The following is a 13,927-nucleotide window of genomic DNA, read 5'->3' on the forward strand; positions in this document are numbered from 1 at the left end:
ATGACGCGCCATTTCCGCGCCCTTGCCGCACTCTTCGCGGCCATGATCGGCTGCTCGGCCGCCATGGCCCAGGGCGAGAGCCGCTTCACGGGATTGAAGCTCTCCGGCGACCAGCCGATCCAGATCGAGAGCGACAAGCTGGAGGTTCGCGATGCCGACGGCCTCGCGATCTTCACCGGCAACGTCAACGTCGTGCAGGGCGAGACCTTGCTCAAATCGACGCGGATGAAGGTCTACTACGCCAAGAAAGGCGAAGGGGACCAGCAGGCGCCCAGCGGCGAGTCGATGCAGAGCATCGAGCGGATCGAAGTGGACGGGAAGGTCTACGTCAAGACCCAGACCCAAGTGGCGACCTCCGACCAGGCGGCCTTCGATATGGCGACCGACACCTTGACCATGTCCGGCAAGGAGGTCGTTCTCTCCGACGGCCCCAACGTCATCGTCGGCTGCAAGCTCACCGTGCTGATGAGCACCGGAGAGGCGACGCTGGACGGGTGCGGGAAGAAGAAGGGCTCGGGCCGGGTGAAAATGCTCCTGCAGCCGAGTTCGCGGTCGCAGTAGGGCGGCCTGGAGTGTCGTTTTTCTCGCGCAGATCCGCCAGCGTCCCCGCCGCCGCCACGACACCGGCGGCCAAGCCGGATCGTGAGAAGCTGAAGGGCACGCTGATCGCTCGCGGCCTGTCCAAAAGCTATCGCGGCCGCACCGTGGTGAGCGGCGTCTCAATCGGCGTGCGCGCGGGCGAGGCCGTCGGCCTCCTCGGACCTAACGGCGCAGGCAAGACCACCTGCTTCTACATGGTCACCGGCCTCGTGCCCGTCGACGAGGGCACGATCGAGATCGACGGTTTCGACGTCACTACGATGCCCATGTACAGGCGCGCCCGCCTCGGCATCGGCTATCTGCCGCAGGAGGCCTCGATCTTCCGAGGCCTCACGGTCGAGCAGAACATCCGCGCGGTGCTCGAGGTCGTCGAGAAGAACCGCAAGCGGCGCGAGGAAAAGCTGGACGAGCTGCTGGAGGAATTCCACATCTCGCACCTGCGGAAGTCGCCAGCAATCGCGCTGTCGGGCGGCGAGAGGCGGCGCCTGGAAATCGCCAGGGCCCTGGCGTCGAACCCGAGCTTCATGCTGCTCGACGAGCCCTTCGCCGGCATCGATCCCATCGCGGTCGCCGACATCCAGCAGCTCGTGCGGCATCTGACCGCCCGCGGCATCGGTGTCCTGATCACCGATCACAACGTCCGCGAGACGCTGGGGCTGATCGATCGCGCCTACATCCTGCATGCGGGCCAGGTCCTCACGCATGGCCGGGCCAACGACATCATCAGCAATCCCGACGTGCGGCGCCTGTATCTCGGCGAGGCGTTCTCGCTCTGACCCGCCTGCACCATCCGCCTTTGATCTTCCCCTGAAACCGTTCGGTAAGCGCCGCCTGATAGCTTGGCCTTGACAAGCAAAAGCCGGGCCAGTTTCTAATGCGGCTGGACGGTTGGTCCGCAAGGACCGGGTGTGGGGTACAGGGTAATCAGTATGGCGCTCGCAGCGAAACTCCAACTGCGGCAATCGCAGGCGCTCGTCATGACGCCGCAGCTGATGCAGTCGATCCGGCTGCTCCAGTTCACGCATGCCGAACTTGAGCGCTTTATCGACGACGAGATCGAGCGCAATCCGCTTCTCGAGCGTCGCGCCGACGAGGACGACCGGCCGGAGCCCGAGGCAGAGCCCCCCCCAGAGCGCGAGGCGGACGGCGAGACCGATTGGTTCGCCTCCGATCTCGACCACAATGCCGAAAGGCTCGCCGACCGCCTGGATTCATCGCTTGAGAACCTCTATCCGGATGATCCTGGAACCCGCGACCGGCTCAGCCCCGACCTTTCGCTGACGTGGAAATCGGCCGCGGGATCAAGCGGCTCGGGCGGCGACGGCGGTTTCGACCTCGAGGACGTAGCAGCCGCCGCCGTCACTCTGCGCGATTCCCTCACCGAGCAGATCGCCTTCGGTTTCGCGGAGCCGGTGCACAGGATCATCGCGTCGGAACTGGCGGACAGTCTGGACGATTCAGGGTATATTCGCGACGATCTGGCCGAACTTGCGCTGCGCCTGGGAATCGACCGCTCTTTGCTTGAAACGGTCCTGATCGGCTGCCAGAACTTCGACCCGCCCGGCCTGTTCGCCCGCAACCTCTCCGAATGCCTGGCAATCCAGCTCAAGCGGCTGAACAGGCTCGATCCCGCGATGCAGGTGCTCCTGAACAACCTCGACCTCCTGGCGCGACGCGATTTCGTCGCCCTGCGGCGCCTCTGCGGGGTGGACGAAGGCGACCTGATCGACATGCTGGGGGAGATCAAGGCGCTCGACCCGAAACCGGGTGCCGGTTTCACCGGGCAGGGAGCCGAGACGATCGTGCCAGACGTGGTCGTGCGTCCCGCCCCGGACGGCACCTGGGCCGTGGAGCTCAACCCCGACACCCTGCCACGCGTTTTGGTCGACCAGACCTATCTGGCGCGGATCTCGTCCGGCGCGCGGTCCCCGGCCGACAAGGAATTCCTGTCCGATTGCATGCAGAGCGCAAGCTGGCTGACGCGTAGCCTCGACCAGCGTGCCCGCACCATCGTCAAAGTTGCGTCCGAGATCGTTCGGCAGCAGGACGCCTTCCTCATGAAGGGCATACGGCATCTGCGTCCGCTCAACCTGAAGACGGTGGCCGAGGCGATTCAGATGCACGAATCGACGGTCAGCCGCGTCACCGCGAACAAATACATGCAGACGCCGCGCGGCGTCTTCGAACTCCGCTTCTTCTTCACCGCCGCAATCGCCTCGGCCGAAGGCGGCGACGCACATTCCGCCCAGTCCGTCCGCCATCGCATTCGCCAGATGATCGACGAGGAAAAACCCTCTGATGTGCTCTCCGACGATGCGATCGTCGACGTTCTGAGGAAAAGCGGCATCGACATCGCGCGCCGTACCGTCGCCAAGTACCGGGAGGGCATGAACATTCCGTCCTCGGTGCAGCGGCGGCGGGAAAAGCGGGCGATGGCCGGCGCGATGTAGACATGGGCTGGTCCGGCCGTCTTTGCCGCTGCGGAAACCCTCAGGCGACTTGCTTCGCGTTGACAAAGCAAATCGAAGTTCCTAGAAGCCGCCCACCCGCGGACCGGCGTGCTGCGCCGTCCGGCAACATCGGAACTCGCGCCGGAACCTGGCGTTACGTCGCCGCACGTGCTTGTGCCGGGCGGTCGCAGGTATAAACTCGGTAGCGTCACACACCACGGCAGGAAAGGTCGGTTTCGAGATGGGCCTGCGTATATCCGGCAAGCAGATGGAAATGGGTGAGGCGTTCCGCACCCGAATCGATCAGAGGATCGAGGAAGCGATCTCGAAATACTTCGATGGGGGGTTCTCCGGCCACGTCACTGTGGAAAAGTCCGGGTCGCGCTTCTCGGCCGACTGCATGATCCATCTGGACACGGGGATGGCGCTTCAGGCCGAGGGGAAGGCGCTGGATCCGCAACTTGCGTTCGACGCGGCCGCCGACCGCATCGAGAAGCGGCTGCGCCGCTACAAGCGCCGCCTGAAGTCGCATCAAGCTGCATCGCCCGAAGAGGCGATCTGGACCGACATTCCCTACAGGATCGTTGCCGCGGTTGCAGAAGAGGAGGAGGAAGTCGCGGAGGACTACGCCCCGACCGTCGTCGCCGAGACCTCGCTCGTGCTCAAGACCATGAGCGTGGCATCCGCCGTCATCGAACTCGACACCAAGGACAGCCCGGTCTACGTGTTTCGCAACGCGGGGACGGACACGATCAACATCGTCTACCGCCGGGCCGACGGGAACATCGGCTGGATCGATCCATCCGCCGTGGCATCGAACGGATCCTAGAGCCTCATCGCATTTCTCGGCCTGTTGGGGACGGCCCCGCGGTGGCACAAACTAAGGACGCGAAGCAATGGATCTGAGCGATCTGATCGACGTTCCGGCGATCATGCCGGCCTTGAAGGCCAACTCCAAGAAGCAGCTTTTGCAGCTCATGGCCGAGAAGGCGAGCGAGATCACCGGGCTTGCAGAACGCGAGATATTCGACACCATCCTCCAGCGCGAGCGGCTCGGCTCGACGGGTGTCGGCAATGGCATCGCCATTCCGCATGGAAAGCTGCCCGGAGTGAAAGAGATCACCGGCGTCTTCGCGAGACTGGACCATCCGGTGGAATTCGAGGCGCTCGACGATCAGCCGGTCGACATCGTCTTTCTGCTGCTTGCGCCCGAGGGTGCGGGTGCTGACCACCTGAAAGCCCTCTCCCGCATCGCGCGGGTCTTGCGGGATTCGGAGACTGTCGCAAAAATCCGCGGCACGAAGGATGCTGCCGCGATTCATACCTTCCTGGCATCGACCCCGGCCTCGCACGCCGCCTGAACGGGTGCCAGGCCGGTGTCCTGCGGCCGTCAGTGGATGCTGACTGCCGTGAGGTCGTTCTGCATTGCGGCCCCGAGCGCGCTGTCGCGCTCGTCCGTCAGCAGGATGGGCTGGCCATTGGCCGCGAACAGCGCCCAAAGCTCAAGGCCGGGTGCAATCTCCGGCATCCCCGGAAAGCGGCCCTTCAGTTCCTCGCTCTTCACCTTCTTGAGGTAGGCGAGCGCGCCTTCACCCAGATGGGCGAACTGGTCCGCCGTCATCGTGGAAATCCGTTCTTGTTCAGTCATTTCAAGCCTCCTTGCCGAGGGCTGCCAACATGCCAACCCGCGTTCGAGCTAAGGGTTCCGTTCAGTCTTTCACCGATATGTTTATTTTCCGTACCAGCCTTTCAGGCTGGGGACGGTCGAGATCGACGGAGAGGAGCCCGTTCTTCAGTTCCGCTCCCACCACCCGCATGCCATCGGCAAGAACGAAGGAACGCTGGAACTGCCGCGCGGCGATGCCGCGATGCAGGTATTCGCGCTCGACGTCGTCCGTCTGCTTGCCACGGATTACCAGCTGGTTCTCCTCGGTCGTAACCTCGAGGTCGTCTTCCGAGAACCCCGCCACCGCCAGTGTGATGCGGAGCCGCTCACCATCGGCGTCGGTCCCGCGGAGCCGTTCGATGTTGTAGGGTGGATAACCGTCGCCGGTCTTGGCCACGCGTTCGAGCGTCTTTTCCATGGCATCGAACCCGAGCAGGAGCGGGCTCGAAAAGGGCGTCATGCGCGACATCTGTATTTGGTCCTCCTAAGAGCGACGTGGAAAGCGGAAAAACCCGGATGGCATTCTCCCGCGTGCCACTGATATGGTCCGCCGCTTCATGAAGTTCAAGCGGTTGCAGGAGTTGGCCATGGGTGCCCCGCGCAAGATCATCATCGACACTGATCCCGGCCAGGACGACGCCGTCGCCATCCTGCTGGCGCTTGGAAGCCCCGAGCTCGACGTGCTCGGCATCACCGCGGTCGCCGGCAATGTTCCGCTGGCGCTGACGGAAAAGAACGCGCGCAAGATATGCGAGCTCGCGGGCAGGCCGGAGACCAGCGTGTTCGCCGGATGCACGCGACCGCTGGTGCGGCGGCTCGTCACCGCCGAACACATTCACGGGCGCACCGGGCTCGACGGTCCCGATCTTCCCGAGCCGGCAATGCCGCTCCAGGAACAGCACGCGGTCGACTTCATCGTCGAGACGCTGCTGGCCGAAGACGAGAAGGCCGTCACGCTCTGCACGCTCGGACCGCTCACCAACATCGCCGCGGCGCTAAACCGCGCGCCCGAGATCGCGCCGCGCATCCGCGAGCTCGTCTTGATGGGCGGCGGCTTCTTCGAGGGCGGCAACGTCACGCCGGCGGCGGAATTCAACATCCATGTCGATCCGCACGCTGCAGAGATCGTCTTCAAAGCCGGCATCCCGCTCGTCGTCATGCCGCTCGACGTTACCCACAAGGCGCTGACGACCGCCAGAAGGGTGGAGTCGTTCCGCGCGCTCGGTACCCGCGTCGGGATCGCGACAGCGGAACTGCTGGAATTCTTCGAGCGCTATGACGAGGAGAAGTACGGCAGCGACGGCGGACCGCTGCACGATCCCTGCGTGATCGCCTATCTCATCCGTCCCGACCTTTTCGGGGGCCGCTTCTGCAACGTCGCGATCGAGACCGCGTCCGAACTCACCATGGGCATGACGGTGGTGGACTGGTGGGGCGTCACCGGCCGCGAGAAGAACGCCATGGTGATGCGCGACGTCGATTCCGACGGCTTCTTCGACCTTCTGACGGAACGCCTTGGCCGTCTCTGAGCGACGTCGGCTCCGAAATTCCTACCCAGCGGCCTTCAACGCCTCCAGCACGTCGGAGCGCAACGGTATCGCTGGCTGCGCGCCGGGCTTCAGGCAGGCGAGCGCGCCGGCCACCGCGGCAAGCTTCAGCGCGGCGTTGAGCCCCGCCCCTTCGGCCAGTCCCGCGCCGAGATACCCGCAGAACGTGTCGCCCGCCCCGACCGTGTCGACGGGCGTGATGGGTATCGAGGGCACCGAAAGCTCGGCGCCGGGCGAAGCGGCAACCGCGCCCTCCCCGCCGAGCGTCACCACGATCGTCCTGCCGGTGGTGCCGGCGAACGACCGCATCTTGCCGACACGATCGGCGCCGGTCAGACCGAGCGCGCCCGCATAGTTTTCGAATTCCGTCTCGTTGGCGACGACGATGTCGGCTTCGGTGAGCAGGGAAACCGCGTCGGCGCGGAAAGGCGCGGTGTTCAGGATCGACACGGCCCCTGCCTTCCGGGCAGCGCGGAGCGCAGCTTCGACCGTCGAAATGGGGATCTCGTGCTGGAGGAGCACGACGTCTCCCTTTTCCATCATGGCCTTGCCGACGTCACCCGGCAGGACGGCGGCGTTGGCGCCCGGCGCGATGGCGATCATGTTCTCGCCGTCTGCGCCTACCAGGATAAGCGCCACGCCGGTCGCCGCGTGGGAGACATGGACGCCGGAAAGGTCGACGCCGCCGGCGCGCAGCAGGGTCAGCGCCTCCTCGGCGAAGGCATCGCTTCCGACCGACCCTATCATGCGGACCTCTGAACCCGCACGCGCGGCCGCGAGCGCCTGGTTGGCGCCCTTGCCGCCCGGAGCGGTCGAGAAGCGGTCGCCGCTGACCGTCTCTCCGGCGTGGGGAAGACGGTCGACCGTGGTGATGAGGTCGAGATTGATGGAGCCGATGACGATGACCACGCGTGCCTCCCGGACGTTGCGGAGGCACGCTAGACGATTTGGGCCGCAGATTGAAATGGCAAGGCTGGCGCTATCCCGCCATCCGGCCCGCTTCCCATCCGAGAATGGCGCGCTTGCGGGTGAGGCCCCAGTGATATCCGGTCAGTGCGCCGGATTTTCCCACCGCCCGGTGGCACGGGACCACGAAGGAAACCGGGTTCGCACCGATCGCGGCGCCCACAGCGCGGCTGGCCTTCGGCGCGCCGATCTCGGCGGCGATGCGCGAATAGGGCTTGGCGTGTCCCAGCGGTATCTTCAGAAGCGCCTCCCAGACCCGAACCTGGAAATCGGTTCCGATCAGCACCACCCGCAGGGGTTCCTCGCCCCGCCAGCGCGCCGGCTCGAAGATGCGGGCGGCATAGGGCACCGTGGCGGACAGGTCCTCGACATAGGTGGCGTTCGGCCAGCGCCCGGACATGTCGGCGAAGGCCGCCTTCTCCTCGCCCGCGTCGCAGAAGGCAAGCCCTGCCAGGCCCCGGTCGGTCGCCATGACGAGCGCGATACCGAAGGGTGAGACGTGGTAGCCGTAGCGGATCGTCAGCCCCGCCCCGCGCGACTTGTAGTCGCCCGGCGACATGGCCTCGTGCGTGACGAAAAGGTCGTGCAGACGGCCCGGACCGGACATGCCGAGTTCGAGCGAAGTTTCCAGGAGCGGCAGGCCCTCGTCGAGCAGCCGCCTCGCATGATCGAGCGTGACCGCCTGGAGGAAGGCTTTCGGCGACAGCCCCGCCCAGCGTGTGAACAGCTTCTGCAGACCCGTGGGCGTCTCGCCCACTGCCTCGGCAAGCTCTTCGAGCGAGGGCTGGTCGCGGTAGTCGCGGCTGATCTTCTCGATCACCTTCCGCACGATCTCGTAGTCGCCGAAATCGGCGGCATGCGCGGCAGGCGTGATGTCTTTCTGCAGGATGGCGGTCTGGGCGTTCATGGCGTTGTCTCCTTGACCGCGACTATCGCGCGAACCGGAAACCCTCTCCACCCGAAACTTGCCTATCCCGGATCAGCGCGACTTCGCCGTCGCGAGCGCCTGCCCGAAGGCGGTCGCGAAGCTCTCGCGGTCGTCGGGATTGAGGAAACTTCCGATCGTGACATCGCGGCCCTGTCCCTCGACGGCCATCCGCGTGATGCCGATCTCGTTGTGGCGGGACACGGCGAACTTCGCCCAGAACGGGTTGAACAGATGCGTCTCGCCGCGCCCCGAAGGCGCAATCTTTCGGATGTCCAGCCGCGTGCGGGTAACGGTCACCTCCTCGCGGGCGCGCGCCGCGCGATAGTTCATTTTGAACGCGAAGTAGACGAGGAGCACGTCGAGGCCGAAGAAGCCAACGATCGGCCATGCGCCGATCGACCAGAAAAGCAGGCCGATCGCGAACGAGATGATACCGATGACGCCCATGAGAATGGCGAAACCCCTGGGGCCGAGCGAACGATGCGGCGTCAGCAGCGCGCTGAAAATCGGCTCGTCCGCGGCGTTTGTTTCGTCCATGACAGGAATTATAGAGAGCGGATGCAAAAGCCCAAGGTCAAAAACGCCGCACCGCGCATCACGGGAAAGACCTCCGCGAAGAGGCGGCGCAAGTGCGCCTATTCGCCCGAGGAAGTCCGCGAGATGTTCCGCCGGTTTGCCGTCCAGCGGCCGGAACCGCAGGGCGAACTGGAGCACGTGAACCCCTTCACCCTCCTTGTCGCGGTGGTGCTGTCGGCGCAGGCGACCGATGCCGGCGTCAACAAGGCGACGCGCGCGCTCTTCGCCGTCGCCGACACACCGCAAAAGATGCTGGAAATCGGAGAGGACGGGGTCGGCGAATACATCCGAACGATCGGGCTCTGGCGCAACAAGGCGAAAAACGTCATTGCCCTGTCGCAGGCGCTGATCCGCGACTATGCGGGAGAGGTACCCGGCGACCGGGACCTGCTCGTGAAGCTCCCAGGCGTGGGGCGCAAGACGGCGAACGTGGTTTTGAACATGGCGTTCGGGCAGCCGACCATGGCCGTCGACACGCACATCTTCCGGATCGGCAATCGGTTGGGACTGGCGCCAGGCAAGACGCCGGAGGAGGTCGAGGCCGGGCTACTGGCGGTGATACCGGCGGATTACCTGCGCCACGCGCATCACTGGCTGATCCTGCACGGGCGCTACGTGTGCAAGGCCCGCAAGCCCGAATGCACGAGCTGCATCATCGCAGACCTTTGCAAGGCTGCGGAAAAGACGAACGCGATCCCGGCACCGCTCGTGCCGCTCGGTCCGATACCCGAGGCGGGCCTCTGAGGCGCCCCGTGCGCGCGCACGATTTCCGTTGCGGCGTCGCGCGACTGCACGGAGCTCAGCGCTCCGGACCATGCGCGGCGCCGAGCGCGCCGGCCTGGTTGCCGCCGCCGCGCGTACGCTCCACCTGATCGAGCCTCTCGAGCAGGCCTTGCATCTTTTCTGGCAATCCCTCGCCAAGTCGGAACGGCGGCAAATTCTGCAGGAACCGCGCGTTCTGCGTAGAACGCAGCTCCCGCATCAGGTTGCGGGAGTTCTCGTCTTGGTCGTGGCTTTCTCCGGAAGCCATTTTGCTTCTCCAACTCTGAACTGTTTTGTTGCGGGACAACCAGAATCTCCGTGCATGGTTCCGGTTCTGCGAGGAACTTCACCAAGGTCGGCCGAACAGGGTAAAATTTGAATTAAATGTGCTTCAATCCCAGAGGCACGGTAATTTCCGCTCGCTCCGGTGCCATGCATCCAACCGCCGCGCCGGCCGTTTACAAACAAATTCGCCACGCAGGGTGTCATTCCCGTCTCGGGTGGGGTACTACCCCCGTTTCGGGAACGCAGCCATTCGTCCCCCTCGCGCCGTCGGCATGGTGCCGACGCACAGATGAAGGAAGAACATTGCAAGTACATGTGAGAGACAACAACGTCGACCAGGCACTCAAGGTGCTCAAGAAGAAGATGCAGCGGGAAGGCGTCTTCCGTGAAATGAAGGCCCGCAGATCCTACGAGAAGCCATCCGAGAAGCGTGTCCGCGAGAAGGCGGAAGCTATCAGGCGGACGCGCAAGGCGGCCCGCAAGCTGGCCCAGCGCGAAGGGATCATCGCAAGCCCCAAGAAAAAGCCGCGCGATGCGCGCCCGGGTACGCGCCCCGCGCCTTCGTTTGCCAACGCGACACACTAGCCGTTTTCACCGACCGCGAAGGTTCGCTGCTGCGAATCTTCGCTGCGGTGCGGAATCGGGATTTACAAATCCGCGGAGCGGCGCTTCCATCCACGTCTGAGGTTCCGTAGCGGAACCTCGAGACGCGGAGGTTGCAATGAGCTTTGGCCTTTTCGCATTCATCCTTGTCCACGTGGCCTTGAGCCTCGTTGGAATCGTCAGCGGGCTCGTCTGGCTGGCGGGTCTGCTCGGCCGTCCGATCCATACCCGCTGGACGCACGTCTTCCTCGCCACGACCACGCTGACGACGCTGACCGGCTTTCTCCTGCCGTTCAGCTCCCTGACGCCGGCGGTTGCCGTCGGACTCGTCTCGACGGCGCTTCTGGCCGTGGCGCTCGCGGCCTATTATCGATTCCATCTCGCCGGCTTCTGGCGCCCGGTCTTCGTCGTCACGGCGCTGATAGCGCTCTATCTGAACGTCTTCGTGCTCGTCGTGCAGTCGTTCCTGAAGATCGGACCGCTCAACGCGCTCGCCCCAACCGGCTCGGAACCGCCTTTTGCGGCGGTCCAGGCGGTTGTTCTGGTGCTGTTCGTGATTGCGGGATTCCAGGCGTTGCGGCGCAACCGGGGCGCCATAGCCTGAAACAGCCCATCCTGACCCGCGCGATTCGGACGGAAGCCGACCACTTCCTTCCGGCTCAAGGAACCAGTTCTACGCCTTGGCCTTGTCCGACTTCACGAGCCGGGGGCGGATCGCCGTGCGGCTTTCCTTGCCGTAGCTCGTGATGAAATCGGCGATGCGCGGCACGATCTCGGAGCGGAATCGCGAGCCGTTGAAGACGCCGTAGTGCCCGACGGCGGGCTGCATGTAGTGCACCCGGTAGTCGGCAGGGATGTTCACGCAGAGGGTCTGGGCGGCCTTCGTCTGCCCCAGCCCGGAAATGTCGTCGTTCTCGCCCTCCACGGTCATCAGCGCGACGGTGCGTATCGCGGTCAGGTCGACCGGTTCTCCGCGATGCTTCATCGTGCCTTTGGGGAGGTCGTGGTTGACGAAGACCGTCTCAACCGTCTGGAGGTAGAACTCGGCAGTCAGGTCCATCACGGCCAGGTATTCGTCGTAGAAGTCGCGATGCTTCTCGGCCGAATCTCCGTCATGCTTGACCAGGTGCATGAAGAAGTCCTTGTGGGCGATAATGTGCCGGTCGAGGTTCATGCTCATGAAGCCGGAAAGTTGCAGGAAGCCTGGATAGACGTCGCGCATGAAACCGGGTTCCGGCCACGGCACCTGCATGATGACGTTGTTGCGGAACCACTCGATGCCCTTCTCCTCGGCCAGCAGGTTGACCGCGGTGGGGTTCTTGCGCGTGTCGATCGGGCCGCCCATCAACGTCATCGTCGAGGGCGACAGCGGATCGCCCCGCGCTTCCATCAGTGCCACGGCCGCGATGACCGGCACGGCCGGCTGGCACACTCCCATGACATGCACGTTCGGTCCCAGCGCGTGCAGCATCTCGATCACGTAGTCGATGTAGTCGTCGAGGTCGAACCGGCCCTCCGAAAGCGGCACCATGCGGGCATCCGCCCAGTCGGTGATGTAGACATCCGCGTGCGGAAGCATGGCCTCGACCGTACCGCGCAGCAGCGTGGCGTAGTGTCCAGACATCGGCGCCACGATCAGCAGCTTCGGATCGGGGCGCTTTCCGGCCGGTACCGCCCGTTCGAAGTGGATCAGATCGCAGAACGGTCGGCTCCAGACGATCTTTTCGGAGACCGGAACCTGCTTCCAGTCGACCACCGTCGATTTCAGTCCGAATTCCGGCTTGCCGTAGCGGCGGGTCGTCCGTTCGAACAGTTCCGCCATTGCCGCCGCGGTGCGGCCGAAAGGCGTGTGCGACAGGGGATTGAGCGGGTTGGAGTAGAACAGCCGCGCCGCGTCGGCAAAGGCGCGATAAGGCTGCGCCGCAGCATGGCTCAACGCGTAGAGCTGATAGAACATGTCTTACCCTTCCCGCCCGGACCGCCCAGCTTCGCGCCGTTCGGCTAATGAGTTATGAACGGTCACGGTACCGGTATTCTGCTGCAATGCAATAGAAGAGGTTTCGTTGCCGCCACGGGACAGATAGTGCCGGATGCTCAGAGGGTTCGAAGCAATATGACGCCCTCGAAAGCGTCGACGCGCTCCTGAATCTCCCCCTTGAACCGCTCCCGCAGCGAAGGATTCGCTTCGCAGGCAATGATTTCCGCCAATCCAAGCCGCGCGTTGAAGGGCGCCTGACGGAAGGTCGAGAGCCCGGCCCGGCGGGAGCCTCGTTGGCGCGCCGCGTCCAGGAAGGTCGACAGGAGCGCCGTTCCGTTGCCGCGGCGCGCGTGTGCACCGAGAGTTCGCAGAGCCAGTATGTGTCTCCGACCGCAAGCGCGATGGCAAACCGACCACATGATCGGCCCCGTCGGCGGCGACGGTCACATCGTGCCGGCCGAGCAATTCTCCGAAAGCCTCGGGTGAGGAGGGCTCCGCCTCCGCGAGGCGGAGATATCCGCGGTCGCTGAAGAGCTTTGCAGCCGCCGTCTCGGCTTCGGTCAGCACATCAGCCGTCGTAGCCCTCGACGATGACCATCTCGGCGTCGGCGACGGTCTGGCGGATCGCCTTGGCCGCCTGGTAGTCGGCCGAGTTGTAGCAGTCGCGCGCCGCCTGCAGGGAGGGGAACTCGATCACCACGTTGCGCCCGCGCCCGCGACCTTCCATGGCCTCGTAGGTGCCGCCACGGGCCAGGAACTTCGCGCCGTATTTTTCGAAGGCCGGCTTGGCGGTGGTCACGTAGTCCTTGTAGCGCTCGGGGTCGCGCACATCGACATGAGCAATCCAGTAGGCTTTCGGCATTTTCCCTCCTCCCGGCCTCAGGCGGCCGTTTTCATTTCATCCAGTATCGATTGCGCGGCCGCGCGCGGGTCGGAGGCGGCCACGATCGGACGGGCAACCACGAGGTGGCTCGAACCAGCCCGGATCGCATCGGCGGGCGTCATCACGCGTTTCTGGTCGCCATGCGCGGCGCCCGCCGGCCGGATGCCCGGTGTGACTACAGCCATGCCCTGCCCGACGATGCCGCTGACCGTATGGGCTTCGCTCGCAGCACAGACAACGCCTCCCATTCCGGCCGCGCGCGCCTGTGCCGCCCGGCGCATCACGAGCGCGTGCGGCTCGTACTGGTACCCTGCCTCGACCAAGTCCTGCTGGTCCATCGAGGTCAGTACCGTCACGCCGAGCAGGCACAGATCGCTGCCCCTGGCCGCTTCCACCGCGGCGCGCATCGCCTTGGGATAGGCATGCAGCGTCAGCATGGTCACGCCGAGCTTGACGATGCTCTCCACGCCCTCGGCGACCGTGTTGTCGATGTCGAGGAGTTTAAGGTCGAGGAAGACCTTCTTGCCCTCGGCCGCGAGGTCGCGCGCGAATTCCAACCCGCCGGCGAAGGCGAGGCGGTATCCGATCTTGTAGAAGCCGCAAACCCCGTCGAGATCACGCACCATTTTCTCGGCTGCATCGACGCTCGGCAGGTCGAGGCCCACGATCAGCCGATCGCCCAT

18 protein-coding genes are annotated in these 13,927 nt (G+C 64.8%); 9 read left to right on the forward strand and 9 right to left on the reverse strand.

From position 1 onward, the window contains the following. The 5 genes from ABGN05_RS08065 to ptsN all read left to right on the forward strand — a co-directional run bounded on the left by ABGN05_RS08065 (position 1) and on the right by ptsN (position 4,411). A complete protein-coding gene (locus tag ABGN05_RS08065) occupies positions 1–561 on the forward strand; it encodes an LptA/OstA family protein (protein WP_367953497.1) in 561 nt (186 codons plus the stop codon). An 11-nt stretch (positions 562–572) separates the two neighbouring features. After that, entirely contained in the window at positions 573–1,376 is an 804-nt protein-coding gene (gene lptB, locus ABGN05_RS08070) for an LPS export ABC transporter ATP-binding protein (protein WP_373695908.1), read from the forward strand. 153 nt (positions 1,377–1,529) lie between these two features. Next, positions 1,530–3,050: an RNA polymerase factor sigma-54 gene (rpoN, locus tag ABGN05_RS08075; RefSeq protein WP_367953498.1), complete on the forward strand. Its 1,521-nt coding sequence runs from the start codon at positions 1,530–1,532 to the stop codon at positions 3,048–3,050. Positions 3,051–3,291: 241 nt separating this feature from the next. Then, a complete protein-coding gene (gene hpf / locus ABGN05_RS08080) occupies positions 3,292–3,879 on the forward strand; it encodes a ribosome hibernation-promoting factor, HPF/YfiA family (protein ID WP_367953499.1) in 588 nt (195 codons plus the stop codon). Between the two features lie 67 nt (positions 3,880–3,946). After that, the gene (ptsN, locus tag ABGN05_RS08085; RefSeq protein ID WP_367953500.1) at positions 3,947–4,411 is read left to right on the forward strand and encodes a PTS IIA-like nitrogen regulatory protein PtsN; all 465 of its coding nucleotides are present in this window, start codon (positions 3,947–3,949) and stop codon (positions 4,409–4,411) included. A gap of 29 nt (positions 4,412–4,440) precedes the next feature. Here the strand turns inward: ptsN and ABGN05_RS08090 are convergent, their stop codons facing one another. After that, complete coding sequence (locus tag ABGN05_RS08090) at positions 4,441–4,698, reverse strand: BQ00720 family protein (protein ID WP_367953501.1); 258 nt, start codon at positions 4,696–4,698, stop codon at positions 4,441–4,443. A 61-nt stretch (positions 4,699–4,759) separates the two neighbouring features. Then, positions 4,760–5,185: an Hsp20 family protein gene (locus tag ABGN05_RS08095; protein ID WP_367953502.1), complete on the reverse strand. Its 426-nt coding sequence runs from the start codon at positions 5,183–5,185 to the stop codon at positions 4,760–4,762. Positions 5,186–5,303: 118 nt separating this feature from the next. Here ABGN05_RS08095 and ABGN05_RS08100 point away from each other — a divergent pair, with 118 nt between their 5' ends. Beyond that, on the forward strand, positions 5,304–6,245 hold the full coding sequence (locus tag ABGN05_RS08100; protein WP_367953503.1) for a nucleoside hydrolase: 942 nt from the start codon (positions 5,304–5,306) through the stop codon (positions 6,243–6,245). 21 nt (positions 6,246–6,266) lie between these two features. Here the strand turns inward: ABGN05_RS08100 and ABGN05_RS08105 are convergent, their stop codons facing one another. From ABGN05_RS08105 to ABGN05_RS08115, 3 genes are all read right to left on the reverse strand, one after another. Beyond that, a complete protein-coding gene (locus tag ABGN05_RS08105; RefSeq protein ID WP_367953504.1) occupies positions 6,267–7,172 on the reverse strand; it encodes a ribokinase in 906 nt (301 codons plus the stop codon). A 70-nt stretch (positions 7,173–7,242) separates the two neighbouring features. Then, positions 7,243–8,136, reverse strand: coding sequence for a methylated-DNA--[protein]-cysteine S-methyltransferase (locus ABGN05_RS08110; protein ID WP_367953505.1), 894 nt, complete (start codon positions 8,134–8,136; stop codon positions 7,243–7,245). 72 nt (positions 8,137–8,208) lie between these two features. Beyond that, the gene (locus ABGN05_RS08115; protein ID WP_367953506.1) at positions 8,209–8,694 is read right to left on the reverse strand and encodes a DUF2244 domain-containing protein; all 486 of its coding nucleotides are present in this window, start codon (positions 8,692–8,694) and stop codon (positions 8,209–8,211) included. A 21-nt stretch (positions 8,695–8,715) separates the two neighbouring features. Between ABGN05_RS08115 and nth the strand changes: the two genes are divergently transcribed. Further along, the gene (gene nth / locus ABGN05_RS08120; RefSeq protein ID WP_367953507.1) at positions 8,716–9,477 is read left to right on the forward strand and encodes an endonuclease III; all 762 of its coding nucleotides are present in this window, start codon (positions 8,716–8,718) and stop codon (positions 9,475–9,477) included. Positions 9,478–9,532: 55 nt separating this feature from the next. Here nth and ABGN05_RS08125 read toward each other — a convergent pair whose 3' ends face one another. Beyond that, on the reverse strand, positions 9,533–9,802 hold the full coding sequence (locus ABGN05_RS08125) for a hypothetical protein (RefSeq protein WP_367953508.1): 270 nt from the start codon (positions 9,800–9,802) through the stop codon (positions 9,533–9,535). Between the two features lie 281 nt (positions 9,803–10,083). Between ABGN05_RS08125 and rpsU the strand changes: the two genes are divergently transcribed. Both rpsU and ABGN05_RS08135 read left to right on the forward strand, forming a co-directional pair. Continuing rightward, positions 10,084–10,365 (forward strand): 30S ribosomal protein S21, encoded by a 282-nt coding sequence (rpsU, locus tag ABGN05_RS08130; RefSeq protein ID WP_367953509.1) that lies wholly within the window; start codon positions 10,084–10,086, stop codon positions 10,363–10,365. Positions 10,366–10,501: 136 nt separating this feature from the next. Further along, the gene (locus ABGN05_RS08135) at positions 10,502–10,987 is read left to right on the forward strand and encodes a hypothetical protein (RefSeq protein ID WP_367953510.1); all 486 of its coding nucleotides are present in this window, start codon (positions 10,502–10,504) and stop codon (positions 10,985–10,987) included. A gap of 69 nt (positions 10,988–11,056) precedes the next feature. Here the strand turns inward: ABGN05_RS08135 and ABGN05_RS08140 are convergent, their stop codons facing one another. The 3 genes from ABGN05_RS08140 to pyrF form a co-directional block, all read right to left on the reverse strand. Beyond that, positions 11,057–12,340, reverse strand: a complete 1,284-nt coding sequence (locus tag ABGN05_RS08140; RefSeq protein ID WP_367953511.1) for a polyhydroxyalkanoate depolymerase — start codon at positions 12,338–12,340, stop codon at positions 11,057–11,059. Between the two features lie 589 nt (positions 12,341–12,929). Continuing rightward, positions 12,930–13,223, reverse strand: a complete 294-nt coding sequence (locus ABGN05_RS08145; RefSeq protein ID WP_367953512.1) for a DUF1330 domain-containing protein — start codon at positions 13,221–13,223, stop codon at positions 12,930–12,932. Positions 13,224–13,240: 17 nt separating this feature from the next. Then, positions 13,241–13,927, reverse strand: coding sequence for an orotidine-5'-phosphate decarboxylase (pyrF, locus tag ABGN05_RS08150; RefSeq protein WP_367954342.1), 687 nt, complete (start codon positions 13,925–13,927; stop codon positions 13,241–13,243).

The sequence above is a fragment of the Aquibium pacificum genome, assembly GCF_040839445.1.
GTDB classification, from domain to species: Bacteria; Pseudomonadota; Alphaproteobacteria; order Rhizobiales; family Rhizobiaceae; genus Aquibium; species Aquibium pacificus.

Coding starts and splice junctions, on each gene's coding strand:
- ABGN05_RS08140 (WP_367953511.1), bottom strand. CDS start 12,340: ATGTTCTATCAGCTCTACGCGTTGAGCCATGCTGCGGCGCAGCCTTAT.
- ABGN05_RS08145 (WP_367953512.1), bottom strand. CDS start 13,223: ATGCCGAAAGCCTACTGGATTGCTCATGTCGATGTGCGCGACCCCGAG.
- ABGN05_RS08115 (WP_367953506.1), bottom strand. CDS start 8,694: ATGGACGAAACAAACGCCGCGGACGAGCCGATTTTCAGCGCGCTGCTG.
- rpoN (WP_367953498.1), top strand. CDS start 1,530: ATGGCGCTCGCAGCGAAACTCCAACTGCGGCAATCGCAGGCGCTCGTC.
- ABGN05_RS08100 (WP_367953503.1), top strand. CDS start 5,304: ATGGGTGCCCCGCGCAAGATCATCATCGACACTGATCCCGGCCAGGAC.
- hpf (WP_367953499.1), top strand. CDS start 3,292: ATGGGCCTGCGTATATCCGGCAAGCAGATGGAAATGGGTGAGGCGTTC.
- ABGN05_RS08090 (WP_367953501.1), bottom strand. CDS start 4,698: ATGACTGAACAAGAACGGATTTCCACGATGACGGCGGACCAGTTCGCC.
- ABGN05_RS08110 (WP_367953505.1), bottom strand. CDS start 8,136: ATGAACGCCCAGACCGCCATCCTGCAGAAAGACATCACGCCTGCCGCG.
- nth (WP_367953507.1), top strand. CDS start 8,716: ATGCAAAAGCCCAAGGTCAAAAACGCCGCACCGCGCATCACGGGAAAG.
- ABGN05_RS08135 (WP_367953510.1), top strand. CDS start 10,502: ATGAGCTTTGGCCTTTTCGCATTCATCCTTGTCCACGTGGCCTTGAGC.
- ptsN (WP_367953500.1), top strand. CDS start 3,947: ATGGATCTGAGCGATCTGATCGACGTTCCGGCGATCATGCCGGCCTTG.
- ABGN05_RS08065 (WP_367953497.1), top strand. CDS start 1: ATGACGCGCCATTTCCGCGCCCTTGCCGCACTCTTCGCGGCCATGATC.
- pyrF (WP_367954342.1), bottom strand. CDS start 13,927: ATGGGCGATCGGCTGATCGTGGGCCTCGACCTGCCGAGCGTCGATGCA.
- ABGN05_RS08095 (WP_367953502.1), bottom strand. CDS start 5,185: ATGTCGCGCATGACGCCCTTTTCGAGCCCGCTCCTGCTCGGGTTCGAT.